The sequence below is a fragment of the Pseudomonas sp. OTU750018 genome, from assembly GCF_011636575.1.
In the GTDB taxonomy this organism is placed as follows: Bacteria; Pseudomonadota; Gammaproteobacteria; order Pseudomonadales; family Pseudomonadaceae; genus Aquipseudomonas; species Aquipseudomonas peli.
On the sequence record NZ_JAAPAU010000002.1, the window covers coordinates 1,293,935 to 1,319,560 of the forward strand.

Genomic DNA, 25,626 nt, shown 5'->3' on the forward strand with positions numbered 1-25,626 from the left:
GGACCTGCCTTGGTGTCCAAGCTGTTAACTGCCCTGCTGTTGCTCGCCCTGAGCGGCACATCATTCGCCGCCGAGCGCGCGCTGCGCTTCTCGATCAATGACAGCTGGGCCATGCCCATGGTGCGTATCGAAGACGGCAAGGCAGTGGAAGGCATCCTGGTCGACTTGCATCAGCGTCTGGCCGCCAAGGTTGGGCGCAAGGCCGAGATGGTGGTGATGCCGCGTATGCGTGTGCAGCACGCGCTGGATACCGGCGATATTGATGTGCGCTGCTACGTGAGCCCGAACTGGGTCAACAGTGGCCACTATCGCTATATCTGGAGCCTGCCCTTTATGACGCAGCGTGATGTGCTGGCAGGCGTTACGCCCGAGAAACTGGAGCCCGAGCAACTGCTCAATGAGCGCCTGGGTACCGTCCTCGGCTTCACCTATCCGCGCCTGGAGCCACTGTTCGCCAGCGGCCAGATCCAGCGTGAAGACGCCCGCACTCAAGATCAGGTGCTGCTCAAGCTCAGCGCTCGGCGAAACCGCTATGCCATCAGCAATGAACTATCCCTGCACTGGTTCAACCGCCACCAGGCGCCCGGGGAGAAACTGCACTACCTGAGCGAAGTGGCCAGCGACCCCATCGCCTGCATCGTCCGCGATGCCCCGGATGTCCCGACCATGGCCCTGCTGCGCGCCATGGTGCAGATGAAACAGGCTGGCGAATTCGACGAAATACTCGCCCGTTATCGCTGACCTCAACCCCTACGCACGCGCCGCCGATCGTCCACAGCTTGCCACGCCTCATTTAGTTAGTTAGCCTAACGAAATATAACGGAGAGCACGCATGCCGATCACCGACAGCCTTAAACGCCTGCAATGGCACATGTGGCACCACTGGCGGCAGTACGCCCAACACAGCGGCAGCATGGAACTGAGCAACAGCGAGCTGGACTACCTGTATGCCCTGATGTCCGCCAAAAACGGCCTGCGCCTGACCGAACTAGCCGAACGGATGAACGTCAGCAAGGCCAGTGCCAGCGCCATGGCCAGCAAGCTGGAGGGACGCGGATACCTGCAGCGCCTGCCCTGCAGTGAGGACGGCCGCGCCATGCGCCTGCTGGCCACGGCCAAATCCAACGCGCTGGAACAGGAAGAGCGCGACGTCTACGTGCAAACCGCCGCCAGCCTTGAACAAAACCTCAGCCCTGAAGAAATGCAGCAGCTGAGCCAGCTGCTGGCCAAAGCCTGCCAGACCCTCGAAATCGGCTGACCCAGCCGCGCAACCGTTTACCCGTGAAAACTTTATGAACAGTCAAAGCATCACCCGCACCTTCTGGCGCTACAGCATCCCGGCCATCGCTGCCTTGATGATCAGTGGCCTGTACATGGTCGTCGATGGCATCTTCATCGGTCACGCCATGGGTGCCACCGGCTTGTCGGCGATCAACATGGCCTGGCCGCTGTCCGGGCTGATGCTGGCCATCGGCATGATGATCGGCATGGGCGGCGGCGCTCAATGCTCCCTGGCCCAGGGCGCCGCACAGTGGCCGGAGGCACGCAGCTATCTGGCTCAAGCCATCTGGCTACTGGTTCTGCTGGGCATTCCCACAGGCGTGCTGGTAGTACTGATCGGCCCAGCCTTTATGGCCATGCAAGGCGCCGAGAACGACCTGGCGCAACTGGGCAATGACTACCTGCGGGTGATCGGCTGGGCCGCGCCTCTGGTATTCGGTTCCATCGCCCTGCCCCTGCTGGTACGCAACCTAGGCGCACCGCGCCTGGCGACCCTGGCCATGCTGATGGGCGCGCTCACCAACGTGGCACTCGACTACCTGTTTATCATCGTCTGGCAATGGGGCCTGCACGGCGCAGCCCTGGCCACGGTGATCGGCGAGAGCCTGTCGGTGCTGATCTGCCTGGGCTTTATCTGCAGCCGACATAACCCACTGCAGATGCCCCTGGCCGCCTGCACGCTGAACCTGCGCAAGAGCCTGGACGTGCTCACCACCGGTTTCTCCAGCATGCTGATGTACCTCTACATGAGCCTGGTGGTGGTGCTGCACAACCTGCTGTTTATGCACTACGGCAGCCCCTTGCAGGTGGCCGCCTACGCCATCGCCGGTTACCTGATGGCGTTTTATTACATGTTTGCCGAAGGCGTCTGCGGCGGCATGCAGCCCTTGGTCAGCTACTTCTACGGTGCCCGCGAGCCAGACAAAGTGCGCCGCGTGCTACGCCTGGGCCTGCTCACCGCTGTGGGCAGCGGCGTGCTGATGACTGCAGCGCTGTTAATCCTGCCCAGGCTGTTTGCCGGGATTTTCAGCGGCAGCGACCAAGCTCTGCTGGATGCCAGTGTGTTGGGCCTGCGCCTGCATCTTTTTGCCATGTTCCTTGATGGATTTATCATCCTCGCGGCGAGCTTCTTCCAGGCCATGGGCCAGGCGCGTAACGCTACCTTGGTGACGGTGGGCAATATGCTGATCCAACTGCCCTTCCTCGCAGTGATGCCACTGCTGCTGGGGCTTAACGGCGTGTGGCTGGCCTTGCCGCTATCCAACGTCTGCCTGAGCCTGGTGGTGATCTGGATGTTGCGGCGCCAGTTGCAGCAGCTAAAAACGCTCGATAGCGCTCCCTAAGCGCAAAACCTAAGCAGCTGCTGTAAGTGACGCACGAGCAAGTGCGTCACTTACAGCCTTCAAATGACCACACGCCGTGCCGGCGGCAGCAAGGCCTTCACCTGGGTCTCAGAGAACTTCAGCTGCGTCTGTAAATGCTGGGCAATCTGCTCAGGCGTATACCCAGGCAAGGCCCGGCCACTCAGCACAACACGGAACGACACGGCGATCCCTCGCTACAAATTAAAATAGGTCAGCAGATTAACAAAGCGTGCAGCACTCGCTACCGGTCACATAGGGCTAAGGTCACCGACAGCTGCGCAGGATTTGGGGAAGTCGCACGTTCATCTAAATCCCATGCCTCAGGCTGGCCATTCCAGACCTGCAACGGCCGCTCGGCACCCTTCAGTAACCAACCACTGCGCCCACCCACCAGGGTGCTGACCGCATGCGCACGGCCAAATGGATTGTGCCGAGCCAGCAACAACACGCTGTCACGCAGCCAGGCCAGGCTGCGGCTGTGAGATTGGAACAGTGGCGTCAGCAAGCGACTGGCTTGGCGGTAATAACGCAGGTGATCACGCCGGCTACTGGCATAGGCGGCGAATACCGCTGGCCAGTCGCAGTCGTTTGGGGGGCGTTGTGTGGTGATTGCGGCGGACAAGGCAGCCGCATCCACCAGCGCCATATTCGCGCCCTGGCCCAGTTGCGGGCTCATGGCGTGAGCGCAGTCGCCGATGGCGATCACCCGGCCGTCGTGCCACTGCTGCATGCGCACATCGGCATACACCGCCTGGCTCAGTTGCTCGGGACGTTCGATCAGTTCAACAAAGGGTTCGGCAGCGCTGCCCGCCAGTTGCAGCACCTGGGCTTTCCAGGCAGCCAAGCCGGCTTCACGCCAGGCGCCGAACTGCGCCACCGGCAGGCTCCAGAACAAACTACTCAGCGCTTGCTCGCGGTTCAGGTGAGTACGCCCGGTGGGCATGATGCCGAACATCTGCGCGCAGTCGCGGTACCACTGGCGCAGGTCCGTGATATCCAGTGCGTTTGGCGACAAAGCCGGGGTCGGCACAATGCTCCACAACGCGCCCCAAGGGTAAGGCTGCAACCACTGCTTGACCTGCATCTGCCCACGCAAGGCCGAGCGCACGCCATCAGCCAGCACCAGCGCGGCGAACTCGCCGAATGGCTGCTCCACGCCCTGTTCGTCCTGGCGATACAACTGCACATGGTTGCCGTGCTGGCTGAAACGGCTGATATGCACGCCGGTTTCAACCTGCACACCGGCTTGCCGCGCCGCGTTGAGCAAGGCCGTGAGCAATACGCTGCGATGGATGCCCATGCCGAAACTGCCGGGCTGCCAATGCGCGTAACGGGTATCGAGAATCACCCGGCCATTGGCCGAGGTGCCGTACAAGCGACTGACAGGAGCACCCAGGCCGCTGCACTCGGCAAATAGGCCCAACTGCTGCAGCACCGCCAGCCCCGAAGGTTGCAACAACACCCCAGCACCGACCGGTTGCAGCTGCGGTACTCGCTCCAGCAGACGTACGCTGAAACCCTGACGAACGAGGAACAGCGCCGTGGCCAACCCCGCCGTACCGGCCCCGACAATGGCAATCGGCAATCCCTTCACGACCCGTCTCCGTTAATTAACCGAGCGGATTCTACCCTTGCCGCTTGCCCGCACAGCCATACGCAGTAGCAGATTGCCGCCAGTCTGAGCGCCAGCGCACATCAGAAAAGAAGGTTATCCGGGCGATGCGCGGACCGACACAGACGGCAGAAGTAGCCGGCGCCTGAAAGGGCACCGGCTAACTGAGGGTTACTGAGTAACTGGCAGGATGTCGAAACCTTTGCGGTTATCGCTGACGATGCGGAAGTTCTGCTGCGAGCCCGGCTCAACTTTCACGGCCAGTTCACGACGCAGGCGGCCCATGCCGCACAGAGTGTCGTCCATCTCGTCGATACCAATGCTCAACACCCGTGTGCCGACCGGCACCTGAAAACGCACCTGCTCACCCACGCCGATGCGTGCTGCCACCTTACGGTCGACCAGCACCGCCACATAGCAGCCGCCGCCCATGCCGCCGAAGTCGCGATTGACCTGCAACTCTCCGCCCTGCCCCAGCGGCGCCTGATAGCCCAGCAAACGGTCTGCCGGCACAGGTTTGACATCCTCTGGCGCGGGCTTCCAGGACGAACAGCCGGCCAACAGCAACAGCGGTAAAACGGCACAAATCAATCGCATGGGAGCCCTCCATGGGCGCAGAAGACAGCAAAGGGGAACAGCCAAAACGGCTTGAGTATTGCCCCTGGCGCGGCCGGCCTCAAGTACAGACTGATGCGCCGCCGCAACCAGGCTCTTATCAACCGGCGATGCGCTTGAGCAGACGCGCCTGCAGCGCCGCCAGCTCTTCCGGAGTCGCCTTGCCACCGGCATGCACGCTGAGCGTCTCGCCGGCATAGCGCGGCACGATATGCATATGAATATGGAACACCGTCTGCCCGGCTGGCGCGCCATTGAACTGCGCCACTTGCACCCCGGCAGGCTCCAGCTCGTCGACGATCACACCCGTAAGCTTCTGCACCACGGCCATCACCTTGCTCAGGCTGTCACTGTCGATTTCCAGAATATTGCGCGCCGCCGAGCGCTTGGGGATAACCAGGGTATGGCCGAAGGACTGCGGAAACACATCGAGAAAGGCCAGTACGTCCTCATCCTCGTAGAGCTTGTAGCAAGGGGCTTCGCCGCGGATGATCTGAGCAAAGATATTCTGGTTGTCGTATTCGCCGTGCAGGCTCATCGGGGTTCTCCAGTGGGCTGGGGTTGAGATGGCCCCAACCATACCGATTTCTGCACGCGGGGAAAAACCTGCAACCTGACCAAATGGCCAATCGCCGCTATCCTGCGCTTTTCGCCACCTTAATCCGGAGCGCCCATGTCAGCCCTTTCCGCTTACCCCATTACGCAAAAATGGCCTGCCCAGCACCCAGAGCGCCTGCAGCTGTATTCGCTGCCCACGCCCAACGGCGTCAAAGCCTCGATCATGCTGGAAGAAATCGGCCTGGCCTATGAGCCGCACCTGGTCAGCTTCGACACTAACGATCAGCTCAGTGAAGAATTCCTCTCGCTCAACCCCAACAACAAGATCCCGGCGATCCTCGACCCCAACGGCCCAGGTGGCAAACCGCTGGCGCTGTTCGAGTCCGGGGTGATTCTGATCTACCTGGCAGAGAAAACCGGTCAGTTCTTGGCCCAGGCCCCCGCCACGCGCTATGAAACCCTGCAGTGGCTGATGTGGCAGATGGGCGGCATCGGCCCGATGTTCGGCCAACTGGGCTTCTTCCATAAATTCGCCGGCAAAGACTACCCGGACAAACGCCCACGCGACCGCTACGTCGCCGAATCCCAGCGCCTGCTCGGCGTGCTCGAACAACGCCTGCAAGGCCGTAGCTGGATCATGGGCGAGGACTACAGCATCGCCGATATCGCCGTGTTCCCCTGGGTGCGCAACCTGGTGGGTTTCTACGAGGCCGGCGAGCTGGTGGAGTTCGAGCGCTTCACTAATGTGCAGCGGGTGCTGCAAGCCTTTGTCGCCCGCCCGGCGGTGATCAAGGGCCTGGTCACGCCGGCGCGCGGCTAAAATAGACGCCAGCAGCCCAGTCAACGCATAAGAACAGCGCCACGAGAACCAATATGAACAACCCTCTTCAACAGCCAGCGGTGACAGCATGATCGAGGTAACCGAGCTTTCCATTGCTTCACTGCGCGCCGCGCTCGAAGCCGGCCAGACCACGGCGGTCGAACTGGTGCAGGCCTACCTCGCCCGCATCGACGCCTACGATGCTGCCGGCACCCCGACCAAACTTAACGCAGTCGTCGTGCGCAATCCCGATGCGCTCAAGGAAGCCCAGGCATCCGATGAGCGCCGCGCCCGCGGTGCAACGCTTGGCCCACTCGACGGCATTCCCTACACGGCCAAAGACAGCTACCTGGTCAAGGGCCTGACCGCCGCCTCCGGCAGCCCAGCCTTCAAGGACCTAGTCGCCTATCGCGATGCCTTTACCGTCGAGCGTCTGCGCGCCGCCGGAGCCATCTGCCTGGGCAAAACCAATATGCCGCCCATGGCCAACGGCGGCATGCAGCGCGGCGTCTATGGCCGTGCGGAAAGCCCGTACAACGCCGATTACCTCACCGCACCCTTCGCTTCCGGCTCATCCAACGGTGCCGGCACCGCCACTGCCGCCAGTTTTGCCGCTTTTGGTCTGGCCGAAGAGACCTGGTCGAGCGGTCGCGGCCCAGCCTCGAACAACGGCCTGTGCGCCTACACGCCATCACGCGGAGTGATTTCGGTGCGCGGCAACTGGCCGCTGACGCCGACCATGGACGTGGTGGTGCCTTACGCGCGAACCATGGCCGACCTGCTGGAAATACTCGATATCGTGGTCGCCGACGACCCGGACAACCGTGGCGACCTCTGGCGCCTGCAGCCTTGGATAACGATCCCGAAAGCCTCCGAGGTGCGTCCAGCCACCTATGCCGACCTGGCCGCCAAGGCCGATGCCCTGGCTGGCAAACGCTTTGGCGTGCCACGTATGTTTATCAATAAGGATGACGCCGCCGGCACCAGCGAAAACCCCGGCATCGGCGGCCCGACCGGGCAGCGTATCCACACCCGCGCCTCGGTGATCGACCTGTGGGAAGCCGCACGCAAGGCGCTGGAAGCCGCCGGCGCCGAAGTCATCGAAGCGGACTTCCCGCTGGTCTCCAACTGCGAAGGCGACCGACCCGGAGCGCCGACCGTGTACAACCGTGGCATCGTCACCCCAGAGTTTTTGCATGACGAGTTGTGGGAACTGAGCGGCTGGGCCTTTGACGATTTCTTGCGCGCTAACGGCGACCCAAAACTCAACCGCCTGGCCGACGTCGACGGCCCGCAGATTTTCCCCCACGACCCCGGCACCCTGCCCAACCGCGAGGGCGACCTGGCCGCTGGCATGGACGAATACGTCAACATGGCCAAACGCGGCCTGAAGAACTGGGAGCAGATCGAAACCCTGCCCGATGGCCTGCGCGGCCTGGAACACACCCGCAAGCTCGACCTGGAAGAATGGATGGATAACCTCGGCCTCGACGCCGTGCTGTTCCCCACCGTCGCCGATGTCGGCCCGGCGGATGCCGATGTAAACCCCGCGTCTGCGGATATCGCCTGGAGCAATGGCGTCTGGGTGGCCAACGGCAACCTGGCTATCCGTCACCTAGGCGTGCCCACCGTCACTGTACCGATGGGCGTGATGGCCGATATCGGCATGCCCATCGGCCTGACCTTCGCCGGCCGCGCCTATGACGACTCGGCCCTGCTGCGCTTTGCCGCCGCGTTCGAGTCCACCGGCTCAAAACGCTTGGTGCCGCCACGTACCCCGCCGCTGTCGCGCGGTTAACGCCGCAGACAACAACGCCGCTCACATGAGCGGCTTTGAGGGGCATACGCAGGCGTGCCCCTCTACAGTGGTCGGCTGGTTCAACTTGCAGAATTATTCACACAACCGAAGACACGCATGAGCAGCCCAACCCTGGCGGTAATTCAGCTGCGAGGAAAACGTTGGGGGTCGCGAAAAGCCTCAGTCAAGTGATCGAACACCAGGCGTACTCGGCGTGAAACTGGGCCCTGTTGCGGGCGATAAATGAACAGGTCCCAGGGCGGTGGAGCAAGGTCATCCAGCACGGTTACGAGCTTACCGCTGCGGATTAATGGGTTGGCAAGGTAGGCGGGAATCTGACCAAAACAGGTGCCGGAGACAATCGCCTCCAACTCGGTATCAGCATCGTCGCAAATCAACACGGGTTGCCGGGGAGTGAAACTTTGGCCATCGGCGAACAGCCAAGGCCAGGGCCTGCCATTGCGCTGGTCGATCAGCGCGGACAATGGGCAGGCGTCAAGCGCCTGAATCGAGCGCGGTGAGCCGATCCGCTCGACCAGCCCCGGGCTGGCAACCACATGCATGGGCACGGGTGCCAGTGCCTTCGCAACGTAGCGACGGTCGCGTATCAAGCCGACCCGAATGCCGATGTCGATCTGCGCCTCCACCGAGTCCGTCATCTGGTCTTCCAGCCGCAAGTGGAACTGCAAGTGTGGATGAGCCGCCATCAGCGGCTGCAGAAACGGAATCAGGTAGTGCCTGCCAATAGTTTGCGGCGCGGTAATCCCGATACGGCCTGAAAGCTCAGGCTCACTACGATGCGAGCGAAACAGTGCATCGAAGTGCTCGAGGGCCGAACGGGCTTCCTGTGCATAGCCTTGGCCAAAGGCGGTGATATGCACCTGACGGGTATTGCGGTGGAAGAGCGGCTCACCCAGCTCGGCTTCCAGCGCCTGAACGGCGCGCGTCACGCTCTGCGGTGAAATACCCAGGCGGCTTGCGGCTGCACGGAAGCTGCCAGACTCGGCAGCGGCGCAGAAGATCCTGACCATCTCCATGCGATTGAGCATGTGTTACCCGCCTTTATTCCAAAATAAGGAATAGCTTAATCCAAACATTTCCATTTATTGAGATTTGCAGTGGCTCTACTGTGCTCGCAAGCCAGGGACATCTCCCGGCGTCGTTCAACCTGTCACGATGAGGTTCAGAGCATGAGCAACAATATTTCCGGAAAAGTAGTCATCATCACTGGCGCTAGCAGCGGTTTGGGCGAGGCCACGGCCCGCCATCTGGCAGAAAAAGGTGCGCGTGTTGTCCTGGCTGCACGCCGCAAGGACAAACTGGATGCGCTGGTTGCAGAGCTGGTAGCCGCTGGTGGCCAAGCGGTGGCCTACCAGACCGATGTCACCTCCCAGGATGACGTCAAGGCGTTGATCCAGGGCGCAATAGACACCTTCGGCCGCCTCGACGTGCTGGTCAACAACGCAGGTCTGATGGCTATCGCTCCGCTGAGCGAAGGGCGGGTGGACGAGTGGGACCGCATGATCGACATCAATATCAAGGGCTTGCTGTACGGGGTAGCAGCCGCACTGCCTGTGTTCCAGCAGCAGAACAGCGGGCATTTCATCAATATTGCCTCGGTCGCGGGCCTGAAGGTCTTCAGCCCGGGTGGTACGGTTTACAGCGGTACCAAATTCGCGGTCCGGGCCATTTCCGAGGGGCTGCGCCATGAAGTGGGTGGTCGTATTCGGACCACCACCATCGAGCCGGGTGCCGTCGACTCTGAACTCAAGTTCGGCAGCTCCCACCAGGCCAGCCGTGATTTCGTGGTCGACTTCTACCAGCAGGCCATTCCCGCCGAATCAGTGGCACGCGCTATCGCCTTCGCCATCGAGCAGCCTGCCGATGTCGACATCAACGAAATCGTGCTGCGCCCAACCGTGCAGGATTTCTAAACCAAGCAAGGCGCCTGCGGGCGCCTCTGCTGGAAAACCAGCAAGCGCAGGAAGACGCGATGGTAAGCAAACGGATGCGCACCAGCATCTGCAAGGGGCATCACGTTGCGACGGCTATTCAGGTAGGCGCTCGATGACGGCCCCGTCCATACAGCGCTCAGCCCTTCTGAGTCGGTTGGACTTATAGCCCCAATTGCGAAAGCCCCGGATGGTCATCAGGCCGACGCCCCAATGGCCAGCGGAATTTGCGCTCGGACTCTTCAATGGGCAGGTCGTTGATGCAGGCAAAGCGGTGCGCCATCAGGCCGTTTTCGGCGAATTCCCAGTTCTCATTGCCGTAGGAGCGAAACCAGTTGCCCGAGTCGTCGTGCCATTCGTAGGCATAGCGCACGGCGATGCGGTTATCGGTAAACGCCCACAGCTCTTTGATCAAGCGGTACTCCAGCTCCTTGCTCCATTTGCGCTGCAAAAACGCCTGCGCCTCGGCACGGCTGGTGACGAACTCCGCGCGGTTGCGCCATTGGGTATCAGGGGTATAGGCCAAGGCCACTTTGGCCGCATCACGGCTGTTCCATCCATCTTCGGCGAGGCGGACTTTCAAGATGGCCAACTCACGGGTAAAGGGCGGAACCGGTTGGCGAATTTCAGCGGTAGGCATGCCGGTGGCTCCTGCACATTGTGAGGGATGAGGTGGCGGGCGGTGCTAGGCGGGGCGCCCGTATGGCGGCAAACAACCGTTTCAACACGCGTGCCAGCGCAGCATTTACGTCGTAGCCCGGGTACTCCGGGCCAGACAGCAAATGCGGCAGTAAATAATTCACCTCCCAGTGCCCTGGCGTTTCACTCGATGCGTCGGGCGCGTCGTAACGGTCCACTGTTTCGCGGTTCATGTTGCAGCACCTCGCTAGAGATCAAGCACCAGGGGTTGGATAGCGCCGTCCAGCGCTGCCGGTACGGCGCAGCAGATCAATACGCTGTCGCCCTCTGGCAGTTGTGCCGGTGGATTGGGGTAATGCACGTGGCCGCTGACCAGGCGCGTTTTGCAGGTGCCGCACGAACCACCCCGGCAGCTGAAGTCAGGGTTCAGGCCACGGCTCTCGGCCAGCTCCAGCAAGCTGCCACTGCCTGGCGTCCAGCGCGCCTCCTTAGCTGATGAGGAGAAGTAGACCGGTACTGGGGCGCTGGCGGCGGGTAACTGAACCGGTGCAGCAGACTGTTCAACCGCTAAACGTTGCAGTGTCGAAGGGCCGAATGCCTCGGCATGGATGCGCTCATCCGGGATGTTCAGCGCCCGCAGCCCGTCGTACATGGCCTGTAAAAAGCCGCCGGGGCCGCACAGATAAAAGTCGTAATCATCCAGCGGCAGCCGTGCCTTGACCTGAGCAAAGTCAAGACGACCCATGATTTCAAAATCACGCCCCACAACCGCCTCGGTGCCTGGGCTACTGAGTGCACGGTGGATATGTAGATGCTTGGCATCGCGATGTTGCAGCGCCTTGAGTTCGGCCTGGAATGGCAGGTCCGCCAGGGTTCGGGCGCTTTGAAACAGATGCACAGGGCGTTGCCGCTGCTGCTGACTATTCTGCGCAGCCAGCTCGCGAAACATCGAGAGCAAGGGCGTAATACCCACCCCGGCAGCGATCAACACCACCGGGCGCTCGGTTTTTTCGATCAGGGTAAAGCTACCCATGGGCGGGCGAACTTCCAGCACATCGCCCACCTGCACCTGGCTATGCAGGTGGTGCGAAGCCGGCCCCTGGGCTTTGACGCTGATGCGCACCTGCCCGTCAGACGGCGCGCTGGAAACGCTGTACGTGCGGACCAGTGGCAGCTCAACACCTGGAATGTGCAGACGCACCGGCACGTGCTGGCCCGGAGTAAACGCCACCGCCGTGCCATCCAGCGGCTGAATATAAAACGAGCGAATGTCCTGACTTTCCTGCTGCACCTGGGTCACGCGCCACTGCTGCCACTGGCGGCGTTGCTCGTTCTGGCGCAGCTTCTCGTCGGCATCCGCCCAGTTTCCGGTGGCCAGGCTGGTCGGTGCGTAATCGTGAAAGGTCCAGCGCAAGGAGGTTGCCGCCGGGCGCAGCATGGCCTGCTCAGCCTCGAAGGTCCACAGGCGCTCGGCACTTTCGAAGGCGTGGATCATCGGGCTGTCGAGAATCAGCTCGGTGCGGCCAGTGAGTTGCAGGATGTCGCCCGTGACGAAATCGACAAACAGCAAGCCGGCGACCGGGTTGGCCTGCAGGTTGCCCAAGGTATTGAAGAACAGGTTGCCGGCGTAATCGGGGATGGTCAGCCGGTTGCCTTCGACTTTGACAAAGCCGGCGCGGCCACCGCGGTGCGACACGTCCACCGAGCGATTATTCGCGTCATGGTCGAAGTAGCTGGCGATAAAAAAGGTGTCGGCCGCACGGATCATCGCGGTGGTGCGGTCATTCAGTTCGGTGAAGTTCTCGCGCTCAGCGCGCTGCTGCAACGGCTCCGATGAGCGCGTGTAAGAGCGCGCCTGGATGTACTTGGGACAATTGCCGTAAGAGTGCTCGACCGCGACGGCCAGGCCATCAGCAGAAACCTGCTGGATCACCCCGTTGATGCGGTTGCGCCGGCGCGTGTGCAGCTCGATGCCGAGCAAGCCAATCGCCTGATCCGCTTGCAGGCCGCTAGCGGCGGGGTCCTGTGCATCAGGTTGTACGGCCAGGAGCAACTGCTGCGGATCGGGCGAGGTGACGAAGCCTTCCGGCCCCTCCAGCAGGGTCGCCCAGGGCCGCTGCTGCGCATCGACCGCACCGACAACCATAAACGGCAGTTGCTGGTAGAACTCGCGGTGCTGGTCGGGCATGTAATCGCGAATGACCTTCTGCCCAATCACCTCCATGCGTTCGGCGACGCTGTAGATGTCCTGAAGCGTTTTTTCCCCGGCATGCCAGGGTGAGCGGCGGTGTTTGGGCAGATGATCCATGCAATGCGCTCCTCAAGAGAGCTGCCGGGTACCCGGCAGCCTATGACGGACTCAGTTGGCGTGCAGACCTGCGGCGGTACGCTGCATCGGCACGAACCCGGGAAGTGCCTCTACCCGCTCCAGCCAGGCGCGCACATTCGGGTAGGCCTGCAACGAGACATTGCCTTCCGGGGCATGGGCGATATAGGTGTAGTTGGCGACATCGGCGATGCTGGCGGTTGCGCCTGCCAGGAACAGGCTGTTGGCCAACTCGCCGTCCATCACTTTGAGCAGGGCATGGGAGCGGGCGATCACATCCTCGGCATTCAAGGGTGCACCGAACACGGTGATCAACCGAGCCGATGCTGGCCCGTAAGCCAGCTGGCCCGCGGCTACCGACAGCCAGCGTTGAATGCGCGCAGCAGCAAGGGGTTCTTCAGCCAGCCAGCTACCGTTGCCGTACTTCTTGGCCAGATAAACCAGAATGGCGTTGGAGTCGCTGAGGAGGGTGCCGTTGTCATCAATCACCGGCACTTGCCCGAAAGCGTTGATGGCGAGGAACTCAGGTTTCTTGTGCGCCCCGTTGGCCAGGTCGACAAACACCAGTTCGGTGGGCAGCTTTAACAGTGAGAGCAGCAGCTCAACGCGATGGGCATGGCCGGACAGTGGGTGGCGATAGAGTTTGATGGCTGGCTGAGACATGGTGCGGCTCCTTGTAGAGGGTCAGATGAATCAGCGCTGCGTCACCCAAGCTGGGCGGCTTTTGCGCTGGTAGGTTTATGCTGCGCCTACTCGCGGCTAAGCAGAATCGCCATGCAGAGCAATGCATAATTCCGTTTTATAAAATAATACGATCGCACACAGGCACGGTCGCGGCGCCCTGTCAGTCTAGAAATGCCGGATGAGCCCGCAGCCTTGGCGTGGCGAAGTCGATAAAGGTGCGCACACGCGCCTCGGCCCGGCGGCCGTCGCGGTAGATCAACTGGGCGGGCAAGGCCTGGCTGGCAAAGTCGTTCAATACCGGCTCAAGCAACCCGCTCTGCAATTCATGGTGCGCTTCGTAGCTCATGCAGCGAATCAACCCCAGCCCCAGGGTCGCGGCATGGATGGCGGCGCGCTGAGTGGTGCACGTCAGTACCGGCAAGGGTTTCACCAAGCGTGTGGAGCGCTCACCATGAAAACGCCATTCGCTTTGCTGGCCGCTGGCGGTGGTCAATACCGTACGGTGCGCTTTGAGGTCCTCAGGCGTTTGCGGGCGTCCCCACTTGGCCAGGTAGGCGGGAGAACCGCAAACAATCGGCCGCACCCTGCCCACCGGCATGGCAAACCCGGACGAGTTCGGCAGATGGCCCACCACCAGGGCAACATCAATGTTCTCCTCAAGCAGTTTGGGCACACCTTCGCAGGCCTGGGTGACCAACTGCACCTCAGGGAACGCCGTCAGATAATCGAGGGCAATTGGCATCAGTACCTGCTGATCCATCAGCAGCGGTAACGACAAGGTCAACCGACCAGCGGGGCACGCATGCACGCCGGCGGCAGAGCGCTCGGCAACAGCGGTGTGTTCGAGAATCTGCCGACAGCTGACGGCAAACTGCTCGCCTGCCGGGCTTAGCTCGACGCCGCGCGGCCCGCGTAACAACAGCTTGTTGTTCAGGCGCGTTTCCAGGGCGGCGATGCTGCGCATAACGGTCGTGGGCGACTGCTCAAGCTGGCGCGAGGCCGCGGCCAGGCTGCCGGCTTGCACCACGGCGGCGAACACCTGCATCTGCCGATAGCGACTCATGGCTTAAGCACCTTCGCCCCTTTGCAGCGCTGGGTCTTGTAGGAAGCGGCTGGTACAGAAATCGACAAAGGTGCGCACCTTGGCGGGTACTCGTCCGCCGCCTTGATAGAGCACATGCACCGGCAGTGCCGCTGCTTCAAAGGGCTCCAGAATGATCTCCAGCTCACCCTTTGCGACCAACTCGGCCACCTGATACGACAACACCCGCGTCAGGCCCCAACCCAGCCGTGCAGCATTGATCGCCGCCTGGTTGGAACTCACCAGCAGGCGCGGCTTGGGATGCAGGGTAAGAGCGCTGGTGCCCAGGTTGAACTGCCAGTCGGTGAGCAGGCTGCTGGCCGAGGACATCACGATGGGCGCTGCCAGTACCTCCTTGGGTTCCTGTGGCCGCCCAAAGCGTTCGAGAAAAGCCGGCGCAGCGCAGATCACCGGACGAATATGGCCAACCTTGATGGCCTGCAAGCCGGTTTCCGGCAGCTGACCAATGCGGATGGCGACGTCCACGCCCTCCTCCACCATGTTCACCAGGCGATCCACCAGCAGCGCATTGATCGTCACCTGCGGGTGCGCTGACAGGTACTCGGTAATCAGCGGGATCAGGTACAGCTCACCGAACATCACCGGCGCCGTCACGGTCAGGTTGCCCCGTGCCCGAATGCTACTGCCGGTGGCCAACTCTTCGGCCTCTTCCAGCTCCAGCAGGATGCGCTTGCAGTCCTCCACATAGCGCCGCCCCGCTTCGGTCAAGCGCAGGCTTCGCGTGCTGCGCGCCAGCAACAGCGTGCCCAAGCGTTTCTCCAAACCGGCAATCACCCGGGTCACGCTGGGTGGCGACATACCCACCAGCCGGGCTCCGCCGGCAAAGCTTTCTGCTTCGGCAACGGCCAGCAGCACCTTCATTTCCTGAAACCTGTCCACGCTCACCGCCCAACGTTGAGACTGACCTAAAGAATGGCCTAGCAGGCCCTAGCGTAGCGCTTGCGTGCCGCGGCCGACCACCACGCGGTGGCAGACAACGGGTGGATCATCCGCGTTGGTCTTTGCTCGGCAGATGACCTCGAGCCAACGCAGTGAATGCCTTGAGCGCGGCGGAGGGGTTGCGCCGGTTCGGGTAGTACAGGCATAGGTTGTCGCGGGGCGGCGTCCACGCCTCCAGCACCCGCTCGAATTGCCCGGCGTCGAGTTCGGCCTGCACATCCTGCTGCATAAAAAAACCGAGCCCCACCCCTGCCTGCACCACCGCCTTGGCGACACTCGGCTCGTCCAGGGTGAGTTGGCCAGTCACATCCAGCCGGGTCACTTCCCCCGCACGCTCGAAATGCCAGGGGTAAATCGCCCCATTGGGTAGGCGGATGCGGATGCACTGATGTTTGAGCAGATCCGCCGGATTATGCGGACGACCGTGCTGGGCGAAGTAGGCGGGCGAGCCGACCACCGCGTAGCGTTGCGGCGGGCCGATTGGAATCACGATCATGTCGCTGGGCACAAGACTCGCGGCGCGCACGCCGAGATCGAAACCATCCGCGACGATGTCCACCAGGCGGCCTTCGGTCACCAGGTCGATATGCACCTTCGGGTAACGCTGTAGAAACTCCAGCACCAGCGGCAGCAACGCGGCGCGGGCGGCACTGACGAAGGCATTGATGCGCAACACACCCGACGGCCCGGCATTGTGCGAACGCACCGCTTCCAGCGCTGCACGTACGTCCTGCAACGCAGGGCCGACCTGCTCTAGGTACATCGCACCCGCCTCGGTCAGCGACACGCTGCGGGTGGTGCGGTTGAACAGCCGCGTTTCGAGGCTCGCCTCCAGCTTGGCAATGGTGTTGCTCAATGCCGTGGTTGATACATCCAGGTCGATAGCGGCCAGGCGAAAGGACGCCCGCCGTGCCACGGCCAACACAGCTTCCAGCTCATTGAGACCAAGGCGTGAATCTGCCATGCAATTGTCCTGAAATTCGGGATAGGCCGTTAACGTCTATCCCAGTTGAGCAAACTATCAAGCGAGCGGCAAGATCACAGTCGTAAACCCCAACCCACTGTGAGAGGAGATCAGGCCATGAACCTGCACCTGCCTGACGCCGTACAGACCTACTTTGCTGTCAGCAATGGCGCCGACATCTCGCGCCTTGCCGCCTGCTTCTGCGCGCACGCCAGCGTGACCGACGAAAACCGCACGCACCAGGGCATTGCCGCCATCGAAGCCTGGCAACAGCAGGCCCGCCAGGCATTCACCTACAGCGTCGAGCCGCTGGCGGCGACACAGAGTGACGATTCGCTGAGCGTCACGGCGCGTCTGGTCGGTAACTTCCCCGGTAGCCCGGTGATGCTGAATCATCGATTTCTGCTGCAGGACGGCCAGATCCGCACGCTGGAGATCGTGCCATGAACCTCGACCTGAGCGGTAAACTCGTACTGGTCACCGGCGGCAGCAAAGGCGTCGGCCGCGCGGTGGTCGAGCTGTTCCTTGCCGAGGGCGCACAGGTGCTGACTTGCGCCCGGCAGGCCAACAGCGATCTGCCGGATGAGCTGTTCGTGCAGGCCGACCTCGCAACCCCGGAAGGCTGCGAAACATTGGTCGCCGCAGCCAGGCAACGGCTGGGTGATGTGGACATTATCGTCCACGTCCTTGGCGGCTCATCGGCACCCAGCGGCGGCTTTGCGGTATTGGACGACGCGCAGTGGCAGCGCGAACTCGACCTTAACCTGCTACCAGCCGTGCGCCTGAATCGCGCCCTGCTCCCGGCGATGCTGCAGCGCAAGAGCGGCGTGATCATCCATGTGACCTCCATCCAGAACCGCCTGCCCTTGCCCGATGCCACTACGGCTTACGCGGCGGCCAAGGCAGCGCTGTCGACCTACAGCAAAAGCCTGTCGAAAGAGGTTTCGCCACAAGGCGTGCGTGTGGTGCGGGTGTCGCCGGGCTGGATCGAGACCGAAGCGTCGGTAGCCTTGGCCGAGCGGCTGGCGCAGGAAGCCGGTACCGATTACGCAGGCGGCAAACGCATCATCATGGCTGCCCTCGGCGGGATTCCGCTCGGCCGCCCGGCCAAGCCTGCAGAGGTGGCGGAGCTGATTACTTTCCTGGCCTCACCACGTGCGGCATCGATCACCGGAAGCGAGTTTGTGATTGATGGCGGAACCGTGCCAACTGCCTAGCACTGCATGCTGGCCGCCTGAACCCGGCTTACGCCAGCAGTTCAGTAATCCACTGCGTCTGTTGGGCGACTTTCTGCACCTTCTCTTCCGGCACCGCTTGCCGCGCCTGCGCGAAGTCAGCCAGGGTCTGCTGCTTCAGGCGCAGCAGGCGCTGCCACTTGGCCAGGAACGCCGGGCTGCGCGCCTGCATTTGCAGCGGGCCAAAGTACAGCTCCTCGGCGCTGTAAGTCACCGGGCCAGAGCGCTCGGCCACGATGATTTCGTAGGCAAATCGGTTTTCCCGCAGCACTTCCTCACTGAGGATGCGGTAACCATTGTCCATCAGCCATTGGCGCAGCGGCTGCTCGCCGCCATTGGGCTGCAGGATCAAACGTTCCTGACCACTCAGGCGGGCTTTACCGCTGTCGAGGATGTCGCGAATCCGCTCACCGCCCATCCCGCAGATGCTGATCGCCGTGATGGCATCGCCCGCCTCAATCGCCGCCAAACCATCAGCCAGGCGCACGCTAATGCGCGGGCTTAGGTCGCTTTCACGCACGCTGCGTTCAGCCGCGTGAAACGGCGTCAAGGCCACCTCTCCGGCCACGGCGGCCTCGATAACCCCACGGCGCATCAAGGCCACCGGGAGATAGGCGTGATCCGAGCCAATATCCGCCAACCGCGCCCCAGCGGGCACATGCGCTGCCACGCGTTCCAGACGCATGGATAGTGTCTGCTCGTTCAACTCCAGCCTCTTCTCAACATCGCCACCCGACCATTGGGCCGAATCGGTGCGCGATTTTGTCGAGCCACAGCGTGCATGGCAACTTTCGGCGACCAGCGCTCAGCGAGCCACGGCTGTAGCACCTCACTGACAGGCAGTCTTAGCCCCACAGGGCGGTGCACAGCAGGCGCTTCGATAGCCAGTTTCAGCTGCTGCGCAGGGCTTTAGCCATGGCCTGGTCAACATGCCGACGCCACTCCCGGTCGCGCATGTCGCTATCGTGCAGTTCACGTTCGATGGCGCTCTCCAGCGCGGCCTGACATTGGCGAAAGCCATCTTCCCAACCTTGTGCGTAGAGGGGTTGCTGCAGGTAGCGTGGAACATCTTTGCGGAAGTCGGACAATGCCCCAGCCGCTTGCCGACCGCTGCTGCAACCGGCTTCAAACCCATCAACAAATGGGGCGGGATACCCTTCGGCGATCATGGCCTCGCGCATGCTCTGGCAGCCACTTAACAGGCAGATAAGCACACTGACAGTCAGCATGCTTACGCCATGCCGGTATCCGAGGCGGACAGTACTGCCAGGGTTGCCGCTCATAAGGCATCGCTCCGCCAGGGATGGACGGGGAGTTGCGCCGGCGAGGCGTCACAGACGGCACTCGGCCGATACAGTAGCCAGCGGTAAAAGAGCGTGCAGATCAGCCAATCGAAGAGCAGGGTCCACAGGTTGTGCGAAAGGAAATGCGCACCCTGCATCACCCGCCCGATAGAAAAAATCGTACCCAGGCCCAATGCCAGCGCCAGTGCGACCCGGGCGCCTCGCGGGTAGCGATCACGCAAGGCAAAGAACAGCGCAATCAGCGAGAAACCGGCTGAAGCATGGCCACCCGGCCAGCAACGACCGGGGTGGTCTGTGACGGCCCGCTCACCCAGTAGCGGGCTGAACGCCTCTTCGCCACCGAACTCAGTCAAGCTCCAGGGGCATTGCATCGCGGTCAGCTTTTTCAGCGGTGTGACAATGCTGGTCGATACCGCGAGAGACAGCACCAGATAGCCGAGCGGCAGGCTCCATGCCCGCCATTGCTTAACCACCAAGCTCAGTAACAAGCCGCCAATCGACAGAACGCCCAGAATGATCACGCCCTGTTTGGCGCGGTCATGCAGGATGTCTTCCAGCCAGAAATTATGCCGACCGACAAACCCCAGCCCCGGCTCATAGAAACGATGCGCCAGTGCGAAGTCCACGCCACTGGGGTCCAGCAGTAGGAGCAGCGCCATCAGCGCCAAGGGAATGCCCAGCGCAAGGCGAAAATCAAAGTAGCGATTGGTATGAGCCGTGCGTACGACTGCCATCACTGCACTCCAGTCAAGGCACTGCCGAAGCAGTGCGGGGATTAGCGGTTGCTGAGCTGTGCTTCAGGCAGGGCTGAGGGTTGCCACGCCATCAAGCGTTTTTGAAACGCGTGGCTGGCGCCCTGGTAGTAGGCGATATCGCGGCGCAGCAAACTGTCGCGGACCGTACTTGAAGACTCGTGGCTCAACCCAAGCGCATCGTCATGCCTGCGCATACTCCGGCGCGGGCTGAGAATGGCGAGGTCGTGACCGTCGAACAGCCCCAGGTGCTGGTAGTTACCAATCAGCGCCCGCCCAGGGGCGCGATCTTTACGCAATACGTTGCGGCCAAAAAAGGTTGAGCTGTAATCGATGTTGAGCAATCCCAGCAGGGTGGGTGCCAGGTCTATCTGGCTCGCCACTTCAGTGAATGCCTGGGGTTGGATCAGGGCTGGGGCGTAGATAAACAACGGGATGTGGTAGTTCGCCACCGGCAGGTCCTCCTGGCCTGCACTGCCGGCCGTGTGATCAGCCACAAAGACGAAGACCGTCTGGTTGAACCAGGGTTTAGCTCTGGCCTGCTGCAAGAACTGGCCGATCGCGTAATCGGTGTACTTCACCGCGCCTTCACGACCCTCGCCGGACGGGATGTCGATGCGCCCATCGGGATAGGTATAAGGCCGGTGGTTGGAGGTGGTCATCAGTTGCAGGAAGAAGGGTTTGCCCTGAGCATGGTCTGCATCGGCGACCTTGAGGGTTTGCTGATAAAGATCCTCATCGGACATGCCCCAGGCGTTCTTGAAGGTCATATCGCCTTCCGCCACGCTGCTCTGGTCGACAACGCGGTAACCATTGCCGCTGAAGAAGGCATTCATGTTGTCGAAGTAGCCGCGCCCGCCGTAGATAAACACGCTGTCATAACCGCGGGCATTGAACTGCTGACCCAGGCTGCCATAACCGGATTCACGGCCAATGCGCTTGACGATTGAACGGCCAGGCGTGGGCGGTATGGACAAGCTAATCGCTTCCAATCCGCGGTCGGTACGTGTGCCCGTGGCGTAGAAGTTACTGAAGCTCAGGCTCTGCTGACGCAGGGCATCCAGATTGGGCGTCAGGCCTCGCACATCGCCGAAGCTGCCCAGGTATTTGGCACTGAGGCTTTCGATGGTGACCAGCACCACGTTCATCACCTGTGGCTGACCGGGGTTATCGATCAACCGGCGAATGTCCTGAGGGTCGTGACCGATAAAGCGGGCATTGGCTTCGCTCACCTCCTCGCGCAACAGGCTGGCCACTTCCGGCGCCGGCAACGTTGCATAGAACTGCGGGTAGTCCAGTTCGTTATTACGAAAAGCCGCGAAGAACTGAAACGGCCCGTTGCTGGCCAGCTCCCGCTGATAGGTATTACCACCCAGGCCACGCGGGCTGTCCTGACCAACCGACAGACCATCCAACCCGACCAGCACGCACAGCGCTACCAGGGCTGCATAGGCACGGCCGCGGGGCATGAGTGGTGCTTGAAGCGCAGCTTCCACCGGCCGATACAATGCAACGCTGACCCCCATGGCGATCACCGCGAGCAACGCAATCAGCGGATAGATCGGGTACGACTCGAGGATGTTGTTGATCACCTCTTCCGAGTAAACCAAGTAGTCCACGGCGATAAAGTTGAACCGCACGCCGAACTCATCCCAAAACAGCCATTCGGCAACCGCCGTAAACAGCATCGCAAACACGCTGACGCCGACCAGGCCAAGCAGCAGGCGTTGATGCCAGCGCCGACACCATAGACGGGCCGGACACACCAGCAGGTAAAGCGCCAGAGGCAACGTGGCATACAGCAAAAAGCTCAGGTCGTAGACCAGACCAACCCCGAAGACACCGAACCATTGCAGCAGGCTGACATCCGCAGCGGCCAGGTGACTGAGCAGCAGTACACTGCGCGTCAGGACGAACACTGCCAGCCAGGCCAGCACGATGATGGACAGGTAGCGCAGTTGGGCGTAATGAAGCTGAGGCATCGTATGATCCTTGCTGGATGAACGAGCCGCAGTCTGTGGCGAGGCCTGTGAGCCAGGCGTCAACGGGATGTGAAGAAAGTGTCAAAACCAGAGAAAGAGTTCTATCTGTGCGCATCCTAGTGATCGAAGACAACCGCGACATCCTCGCCAACGTGCTCGACTACCTGCAGCTCAAGGGGTTCAGCGTTGACTGTGCACAAGACGGCCTGAGCGGTCTGCACCTTGCCAGTACCGGACACTATGACCTGATCGTGCTGGACATCATGCTGCCAGGCATTGACGGCTATCAGGTGTGCAAACGGCTGCGTGAGGACGGCCGCAATGAGGTACCGATCCTGATGCTCACCGCCCGCGACGCCCTGGATGATCGGCTACAAGGTTTGCAGGCCGGGGCTGACGATTACCTGATCAAACCGTTTGCGCTGTCTGAGCTGGTGGCACGGATTGAGGCGATCCTGAGGCGCAGCCAGGGCAGCCGCAAGCGCCAGTTGAAAGTCGCCGACCTTGTCTATGACCTCGACACCCTGCATGTCAGCCGGGCGGGACAGCCGCTCAAACTCAACCCACTGGGCCTCAAGTTACTGGCCGTACTGATGCAGAAAAGCCCCGCAGTGGTTCGTCGCGAAGCCTTGGAGGATGCACTGTGGGGCGATGATTGCCCGGACAGCGACAGCCTGCGTAGCCACATTCATCAGCTGCGTCAGGTCCTCGATAAACCGTTCGCGTCCCCATTGCTACACACCCTGCATGGCGTCGGTTATCGACTGGCGGAGCAGACCGATGGTGTCTAAACAGCCTTTTTCCAGGCGCATTCTGATTGCCTTCGTGCTGATGACCACCTTGGTCAGCGGCCTGTTTTCGCTGAGCATCGTGGCCGTGGTGCACTTCATTGAAGAGAACCTGGTTTCCGAGGAGTTGAACCGAGAACTGGGCAAGGTGCTTGAGGAAGATATTCAGCATGGGCGCCCGCCCAGGCTCGACTCCATGACCCATTTTTTCAGCTCCGAACAGCCGCAGTACCCGATACCCGCGCGGTTCGCCGATTTGCCGGCCGGCTTTACCGAAGTGGTTGATGGCACCGCCGCGTTCTACGTCTACAGCCGCAAAATGAATGGCCAGACCCATCTCCTGGCGCAGGAACAGCACGAATTCGAAGCCCATGAGCAAGCCCTGTTCGACGTCGTGTTAGCGGGTTTTCTGCTCACCGTGGTCGGTGCTTGGGGGCTTGGGTTGATCATGGCTCGAAAGGTGATGGCCCCGGTGAGTCGGCTGGCACAGCAGGTGCGCCACCGCGACCAGCTGCATGTGCTGGCACCACCACTGGCTCCCGAATACCCCGACGATGAAGTGGGTCAACTGGCGGCGGCCTTCGACAGCACCCTGGGCCAGGTGCGCCAATCGCTGGAGCGCGAGCGGCTGTTCACCAGTGATGTCAGCCACGAACTGCGCACTCCCTTGATGATCATTGCTACCTCCTGCGAATTGTTGGCCGAAGGCCATTTGCCGCCGCGTGAGCGCGAGCAGATTGAGCGCATCAGCCGGGCCAGTGAAGAAATGCGCGACCTGGTGCAGACCTTCCTGCAACTGGCGCGCGATAAAGCCAACGCAAGTGCCTTTGTGGCGAACAGCAGCCTGACCGATGTGGCGACGGAACAAGCCAACCGCTGGGGACCGCTGCTCACTGAAAAGGGCCTGGATTTCCAATGCCTACAGGAGGGGCCGGATTCGGGCCTCTACAACCCGGTTTTGCTCAACACAGTCATGGCTAACCTGCTGCGCAATGCCCTGCATTACACCGAGCGAGGCTTTGTGCACCTGGTGCTGACCACCGGCGGTTTTCGCGTGGAAGACAGCGGCATGGGCATTGCCCCGGAGCAACATGAGCAGATCTTTCAGCCTTTTGTACGGGGTGCAGAGGCGCGCGGGGAAGGACTTGGCCTGGGCCTCTCTCTGGTGAAACGAATCTGCAGCAAACAGGGCTGGATGATCTCGGTACGCAACCTGGAGGAAGGCGGCAGCTGTTTTACGGTGGCATTCAACCCTGACGCCTAAACCCGACCATCGGGCGCACGACTGCTTCGTGCGCCTTACGGCATCAATGCCACAGCCACAGCCTTGGCTGCATCCTCAATGGCGCGCTCATCGTAAGGCGTAAAATCCAGCACCCGCCCCGCGGGCATCAGCCAACAGCGGGGCAGCGGAATTGGCTGACCACGTGCGGGAACGGCCTTATCAAGCGGCCATCAGGCCCAATGCGCCGATGCAGACAAATACGGCAATCACGGGGATCAGTACCGTCACCACAAAGATGTCCTTGTAAGCCTGTTTATGGTTCAGCCCCATGATCATCAACATGGCAATCACCGCGCCACAATGTGGCAGCGAGTCCAGGCCGCCAGCGGCAATGGTGGCGATACGGTGCAGCACCTCAGGCTCCACGCCCATTTCCAGATATTTGGGGGCCAGGGTTTGCATGAAGATCTGCAGGCCGCCGGAAGACGAGCCGACAATGCCTGACACCACGCTGACCGAGGCGAAAATGGACAACAGCGGCGGCATGTCCACCGACAGTACCCAGTTAACGAACTGGCCGAAGCCCGCGGTCTGGGTGACCACGCCCCCAAAGCCGATCACTGCAGCGGTATTGAGCAGCGGCATGATGGAGTCATCGGCGCCCTGCCCCAGCATCGCCACTGTATTACGCCGTAACGCCGGGAACAGCAGAATGGCCGTCAGCGTGGCGATTGTCAGGGCCAGGCTTGGCCAGATAATGGGCTGACGCTGACTGAAGTTCAGCACTTGGCCGAGCATGCCCTCACCCGCCGTCACCCCGCCGCTGAGCAACAGCAAACGTGGCAACATGATGACGCCCAGCACCACGAGAATCGGCAGCAAAGCCATGCCCCAATGCGGGCCTGTACCGGGTTCCCCTGCCAACTGCTGCATGCGCAGATCCTGAGCATTGCTCTCAAAGCCCTCGCCCCGGGCACGGGCCATACGCCACTCACGCTGCACATAAGCCATACCCAGGATAATCATCACCGCGCTGGCCAACAGGCCAAGCCAGGCACCGGCGAACAGATCGGTGCCAAGTGCGCTGGAGGCGATCACGTTGTGGATCGAGGGCGAACCCGGCAATGCGGTCATGGTAAATGTGCCGGAGCCCAAAGCCGTCGCCGCGCAGAACAGCCGTTTGGGTAAGTTGGCCTCGCGCATCAAGGTAATGCCCAGTGGGTACATGGTGAAAATCACCACAAACACCACCACACCGCCATAGGTCAGCAGAGCACAGACCACCATACTCACCCATAGGGTGCGTTGAATTCCCAGGCTCCGGGTAATCGCTTGAGCAATGCTGCTGGCCGCTTGGCTGGCAGCCATGACTTTGCCGAAGATCGCGCCACAAAGAAAAAGTACAAAGAACTTGCCGGCGAAAGTGAACGCCCCTAACGGCCCGAAGGGAAAATATTCGAGCAAAGCCTTGGGGGCTTCCAGCTCGTTGGTCAACGCCACCACCAACGAACACAGCAGCGCGGCAATTAAAATATTGACGCCGCGCAACGCCATCCAGATGAGCAACGCAAGCCCAACAAACAGCCCTAAATCCCCCAACATAACTGCGCTCCTTATTATTTATTGTTGTCGTGCCACAGCATCACACAGTAAGCAGCGCGAGTAACAGTGCCGTTAAATCAATAG

At 61.5% G+C, this 25,626-nt stretch carries 26 protein-coding genes; 10 read left to right on the forward strand and 16 right to left on the reverse strand.

The window, feature by feature from the left end:
* Positions 1-12: 12 nt before the first annotated feature.
* The 3 genes from HCI85_RS15015 (at position 13) to HCI85_RS15025 (ending at position 2,624) form a co-directional block, all read left to right on the forward strand.
* The gene (locus tag HCI85_RS15015) at positions 13-741 is read left to right on the forward strand and encodes a substrate-binding periplasmic protein (protein WP_241693785.1); all 729 of its coding nucleotides are present in this window, start codon (positions 13-15) and stop codon (positions 739-741) included.
* Between the two features lie 91 nt (positions 742-832).
* Positions 833-1,258, forward strand: coding sequence for a MarR family winged helix-turn-helix transcriptional regulator (locus tag HCI85_RS15020; RefSeq protein ID WP_176600640.1), 426 nt, complete (start codon positions 833-835; stop codon positions 1,256-1,258).
* A gap of 34 nt (positions 1,259-1,292) precedes the next feature.
* Positions 1,293-2,624: an MATE family efflux transporter gene (locus HCI85_RS15025; RefSeq protein ID WP_167145575.1), complete on the forward strand. Its 1,332-nt coding sequence runs from the start codon at positions 1,293-1,295 to the stop codon at positions 2,622-2,624.
* Positions 2,625-2,683: 59 nt separating this feature from the next.
* On the opposite strand, the gene HCI85_RS15030 is transcribed toward HCI85_RS15025, so the two are convergent.
* The 4 genes from HCI85_RS15030 to HCI85_RS15045 form a co-directional block, all read right to left on the reverse strand.
* Entirely contained in the window at positions 2,684-2,827 is a 144-nt protein-coding gene (locus HCI85_RS15030; RefSeq protein ID WP_167145577.1) for a hypothetical protein, read from the reverse strand.
* A gap of 59 nt (positions 2,828-2,886) precedes the next feature.
* Positions 2,887-4,239: an FAD-dependent oxidoreductase gene (locus HCI85_RS15035; RefSeq protein WP_167145579.1), complete on the reverse strand. Its 1,353-nt coding sequence runs from the start codon at positions 4,237-4,239 to the stop codon at positions 2,887-2,889.
* A 189-nt stretch (positions 4,240-4,428) separates the two neighbouring features.
* Positions 4,429-4,854, reverse strand: a complete 426-nt coding sequence (locus HCI85_RS15040; RefSeq protein ID WP_167145581.1) for a 3-isopropylmalate dehydratase — start codon at positions 4,852-4,854, stop codon at positions 4,429-4,431.
* A gap of 118 nt (positions 4,855-4,972) precedes the next feature.
* Positions 4,973-5,410, reverse strand: a complete 438-nt coding sequence (locus HCI85_RS15045) for an HIT family protein (RefSeq protein WP_167145583.1) — start codon at positions 5,408-5,410, stop codon at positions 4,973-4,975.
* 135 nt (positions 5,411-5,545) lie between these two features.
* Between HCI85_RS15045 and HCI85_RS15050 the strand changes: the two genes are divergently transcribed.
* Both HCI85_RS15050 and HCI85_RS15055 read left to right on the forward strand, forming a co-directional pair.
* A complete protein-coding gene (locus tag HCI85_RS15050) occupies positions 5,546-6,250 on the forward strand; it encodes a glutathione binding-like protein (protein WP_167145586.1) in 705 nt (234 codons plus the stop codon).
* An 88-nt stretch (positions 6,251-6,338) separates the two neighbouring features.
* A complete protein-coding gene (locus HCI85_RS15055) occupies positions 6,339-8,048 on the forward strand; it encodes an amidase (RefSeq protein WP_167145588.1) in 1,710 nt (569 codons plus the stop codon).
* Between the two features lie 143 nt (positions 8,049-8,191).
* On the opposite strand, the gene HCI85_RS15060 is transcribed toward HCI85_RS15055, so the two are convergent.
* Complete coding sequence (locus HCI85_RS15060) at positions 8,192-9,097, reverse strand: LysR family transcriptional regulator (RefSeq protein ID WP_167145590.1); 906 nt, start codon at positions 9,095-9,097, stop codon at positions 8,192-8,194.
* 141 nt (positions 9,098-9,238) lie between these two features.
* Between HCI85_RS15060 and HCI85_RS15065 the strand changes: the two genes are divergently transcribed.
* Positions 9,239-9,982, forward strand: a complete 744-nt coding sequence (locus tag HCI85_RS15065) for an SDR family oxidoreductase (RefSeq protein ID WP_167145593.1) — start codon at positions 9,239-9,241, stop codon at positions 9,980-9,982.
* Between the two features lie 181 nt (positions 9,983-10,163).
* Here HCI85_RS15065 and HCI85_RS15070 read toward each other — a convergent pair whose 3' ends face one another.
* From HCI85_RS15070 to HCI85_RS15095, 6 genes are all read right to left on the reverse strand, one after another.
* Entirely contained in the window at positions 10,164-10,640 is a 477-nt protein-coding gene (locus HCI85_RS15070; protein ID WP_167145595.1) for a nuclear transport factor 2 family protein, read from the reverse strand.
* 246 nt (positions 10,641-10,886) lie between these two features.
* Positions 10,887-12,947, reverse strand: a complete 2,061-nt coding sequence (locus HCI85_RS15075) for a pyridoxamine 5'-phosphate oxidase family protein (RefSeq protein ID WP_167145597.1) — start codon at positions 12,945-12,947, stop codon at positions 10,887-10,889.
* Positions 12,948-12,998: 51 nt separating this feature from the next.
* On the reverse strand, positions 12,999-13,628 hold the full coding sequence (locus HCI85_RS15080) for a glutathione S-transferase (protein ID WP_167145599.1): 630 nt from the start codon (positions 13,626-13,628) through the stop codon (positions 12,999-13,001).
* A 181-nt stretch (positions 13,629-13,809) separates the two neighbouring features.
* Positions 13,810-14,712 (reverse strand): LysR family transcriptional regulator, encoded by a 903-nt coding sequence (locus HCI85_RS15085; protein WP_167145602.1) that lies wholly within the window; start codon positions 14,710-14,712, stop codon positions 13,810-13,812.
* A gap of 3 nt (positions 14,713-14,715) precedes the next feature.
* Complete coding sequence (locus tag HCI85_RS15090; RefSeq protein WP_176600641.1) at positions 14,716-15,612, reverse strand: LysR family transcriptional regulator; 897 nt, start codon at positions 15,610-15,612, stop codon at positions 14,716-14,718.
* 124 nt (positions 15,613-15,736) lie between these two features.
* Positions 15,737-16,654: a LysR family transcriptional regulator gene (locus HCI85_RS15095; RefSeq protein WP_167145604.1), complete on the reverse strand. Its 918-nt coding sequence runs from the start codon at positions 16,652-16,654 to the stop codon at positions 15,737-15,739.
* 117 nt (positions 16,655-16,771) lie between these two features.
* Here HCI85_RS15095 and HCI85_RS15100 point away from each other — a divergent pair, with 117 nt between their 5' ends.
* Together HCI85_RS15100 and HCI85_RS15105 are read left to right on the forward strand one after the other, a co-directional pair.
* Positions 16,772-17,101 carry a nuclear transport factor 2 family protein gene (locus HCI85_RS15100; RefSeq protein WP_167145606.1) on the forward strand — a complete coding sequence of 110 codons (330 nt, stop codon included), beginning with the start codon at positions 16,772-16,774 and terminating at the stop codon, positions 17,099-17,101.
* Positions 17,098-17,871, forward strand: coding sequence for an SDR family oxidoreductase (locus HCI85_RS15105; protein WP_167145609.1), 774 nt, complete (start codon positions 17,098-17,100; stop codon positions 17,869-17,871). Before HCI85_RS15100 ends, HCI85_RS15105 begins: the two co-directional genes overlap by 4 nt.
* 28 nt (positions 17,872-17,899) lie before the next feature.
* On the opposite strand, the gene HCI85_RS15110 is transcribed toward HCI85_RS15105, so the two are convergent.
* The 4 genes from HCI85_RS15110 to HCI85_RS15125 form a co-directional block, all read right to left on the reverse strand.
* The gene (locus HCI85_RS15110; RefSeq protein WP_167145611.1) at positions 17,900-18,595 is read right to left on the reverse strand and encodes a tRNA (adenine(22)-N(1))-methyltransferase TrmK; all 696 of its coding nucleotides are present in this window, start codon (positions 18,593-18,595) and stop codon (positions 17,900-17,902) included.
* Between the two features lie 184 nt (positions 18,596-18,779).
* Positions 18,780-19,118, reverse strand: a complete 339-nt coding sequence (locus HCI85_RS15115) for a hypothetical protein (RefSeq protein ID WP_167145613.1) — start codon at positions 19,116-19,118, stop codon at positions 18,780-18,782.
* Positions 19,119-19,168: 50 nt separating this feature from the next.
* Positions 19,169-19,927, reverse strand: a complete 759-nt coding sequence (locus tag HCI85_RS15120; RefSeq protein WP_167145615.1) for a phosphatase PAP2 family protein — start codon at positions 19,925-19,927, stop codon at positions 19,169-19,171.
* A 41-nt stretch (positions 19,928-19,968) separates the two neighbouring features.
* Complete coding sequence (locus tag HCI85_RS15125) at positions 19,969-21,927, reverse strand: LTA synthase family protein (protein WP_167145617.1); 1,959 nt, start codon at positions 21,925-21,927, stop codon at positions 19,969-19,971.
* Positions 21,928-22,034: 107 nt separating this feature from the next.
* On the opposite strand from HCI85_RS15125, the gene HCI85_RS15130 reads away from it, so the two are divergent.
* Together HCI85_RS15130 and HCI85_RS15135 are read left to right on the forward strand one after the other, a co-directional pair.
* The gene (locus tag HCI85_RS15130) at positions 22,035-22,718 is read left to right on the forward strand and encodes a response regulator transcription factor (protein WP_160088265.1); all 684 of its coding nucleotides are present in this window, start codon (positions 22,035-22,037) and stop codon (positions 22,716-22,718) included.
* Positions 22,708-23,979 (forward strand): sensor histidine kinase, encoded by a 1,272-nt coding sequence (locus tag HCI85_RS15135; protein WP_167145619.1) that lies wholly within the window; start codon positions 22,708-22,710, stop codon positions 23,977-23,979. Before HCI85_RS15130 ends, HCI85_RS15135 begins: the two co-directional genes overlap by 11 nt.
* A 180-nt stretch (positions 23,980-24,159) precedes the next feature.
* Here the strand turns inward: HCI85_RS15135 and HCI85_RS15140 are convergent, their stop codons facing one another.
* Positions 24,160-25,542 carry a GntP family permease gene (locus HCI85_RS15140; RefSeq protein ID WP_167145621.1) on the reverse strand — a complete coding sequence of 461 codons (1,383 nt, stop codon included), beginning with the start codon at positions 25,540-25,542 and terminating at the stop codon, positions 24,160-24,162.
* Between the last annotated feature and the right edge of the window lie 84 nt (positions 25,543-25,626).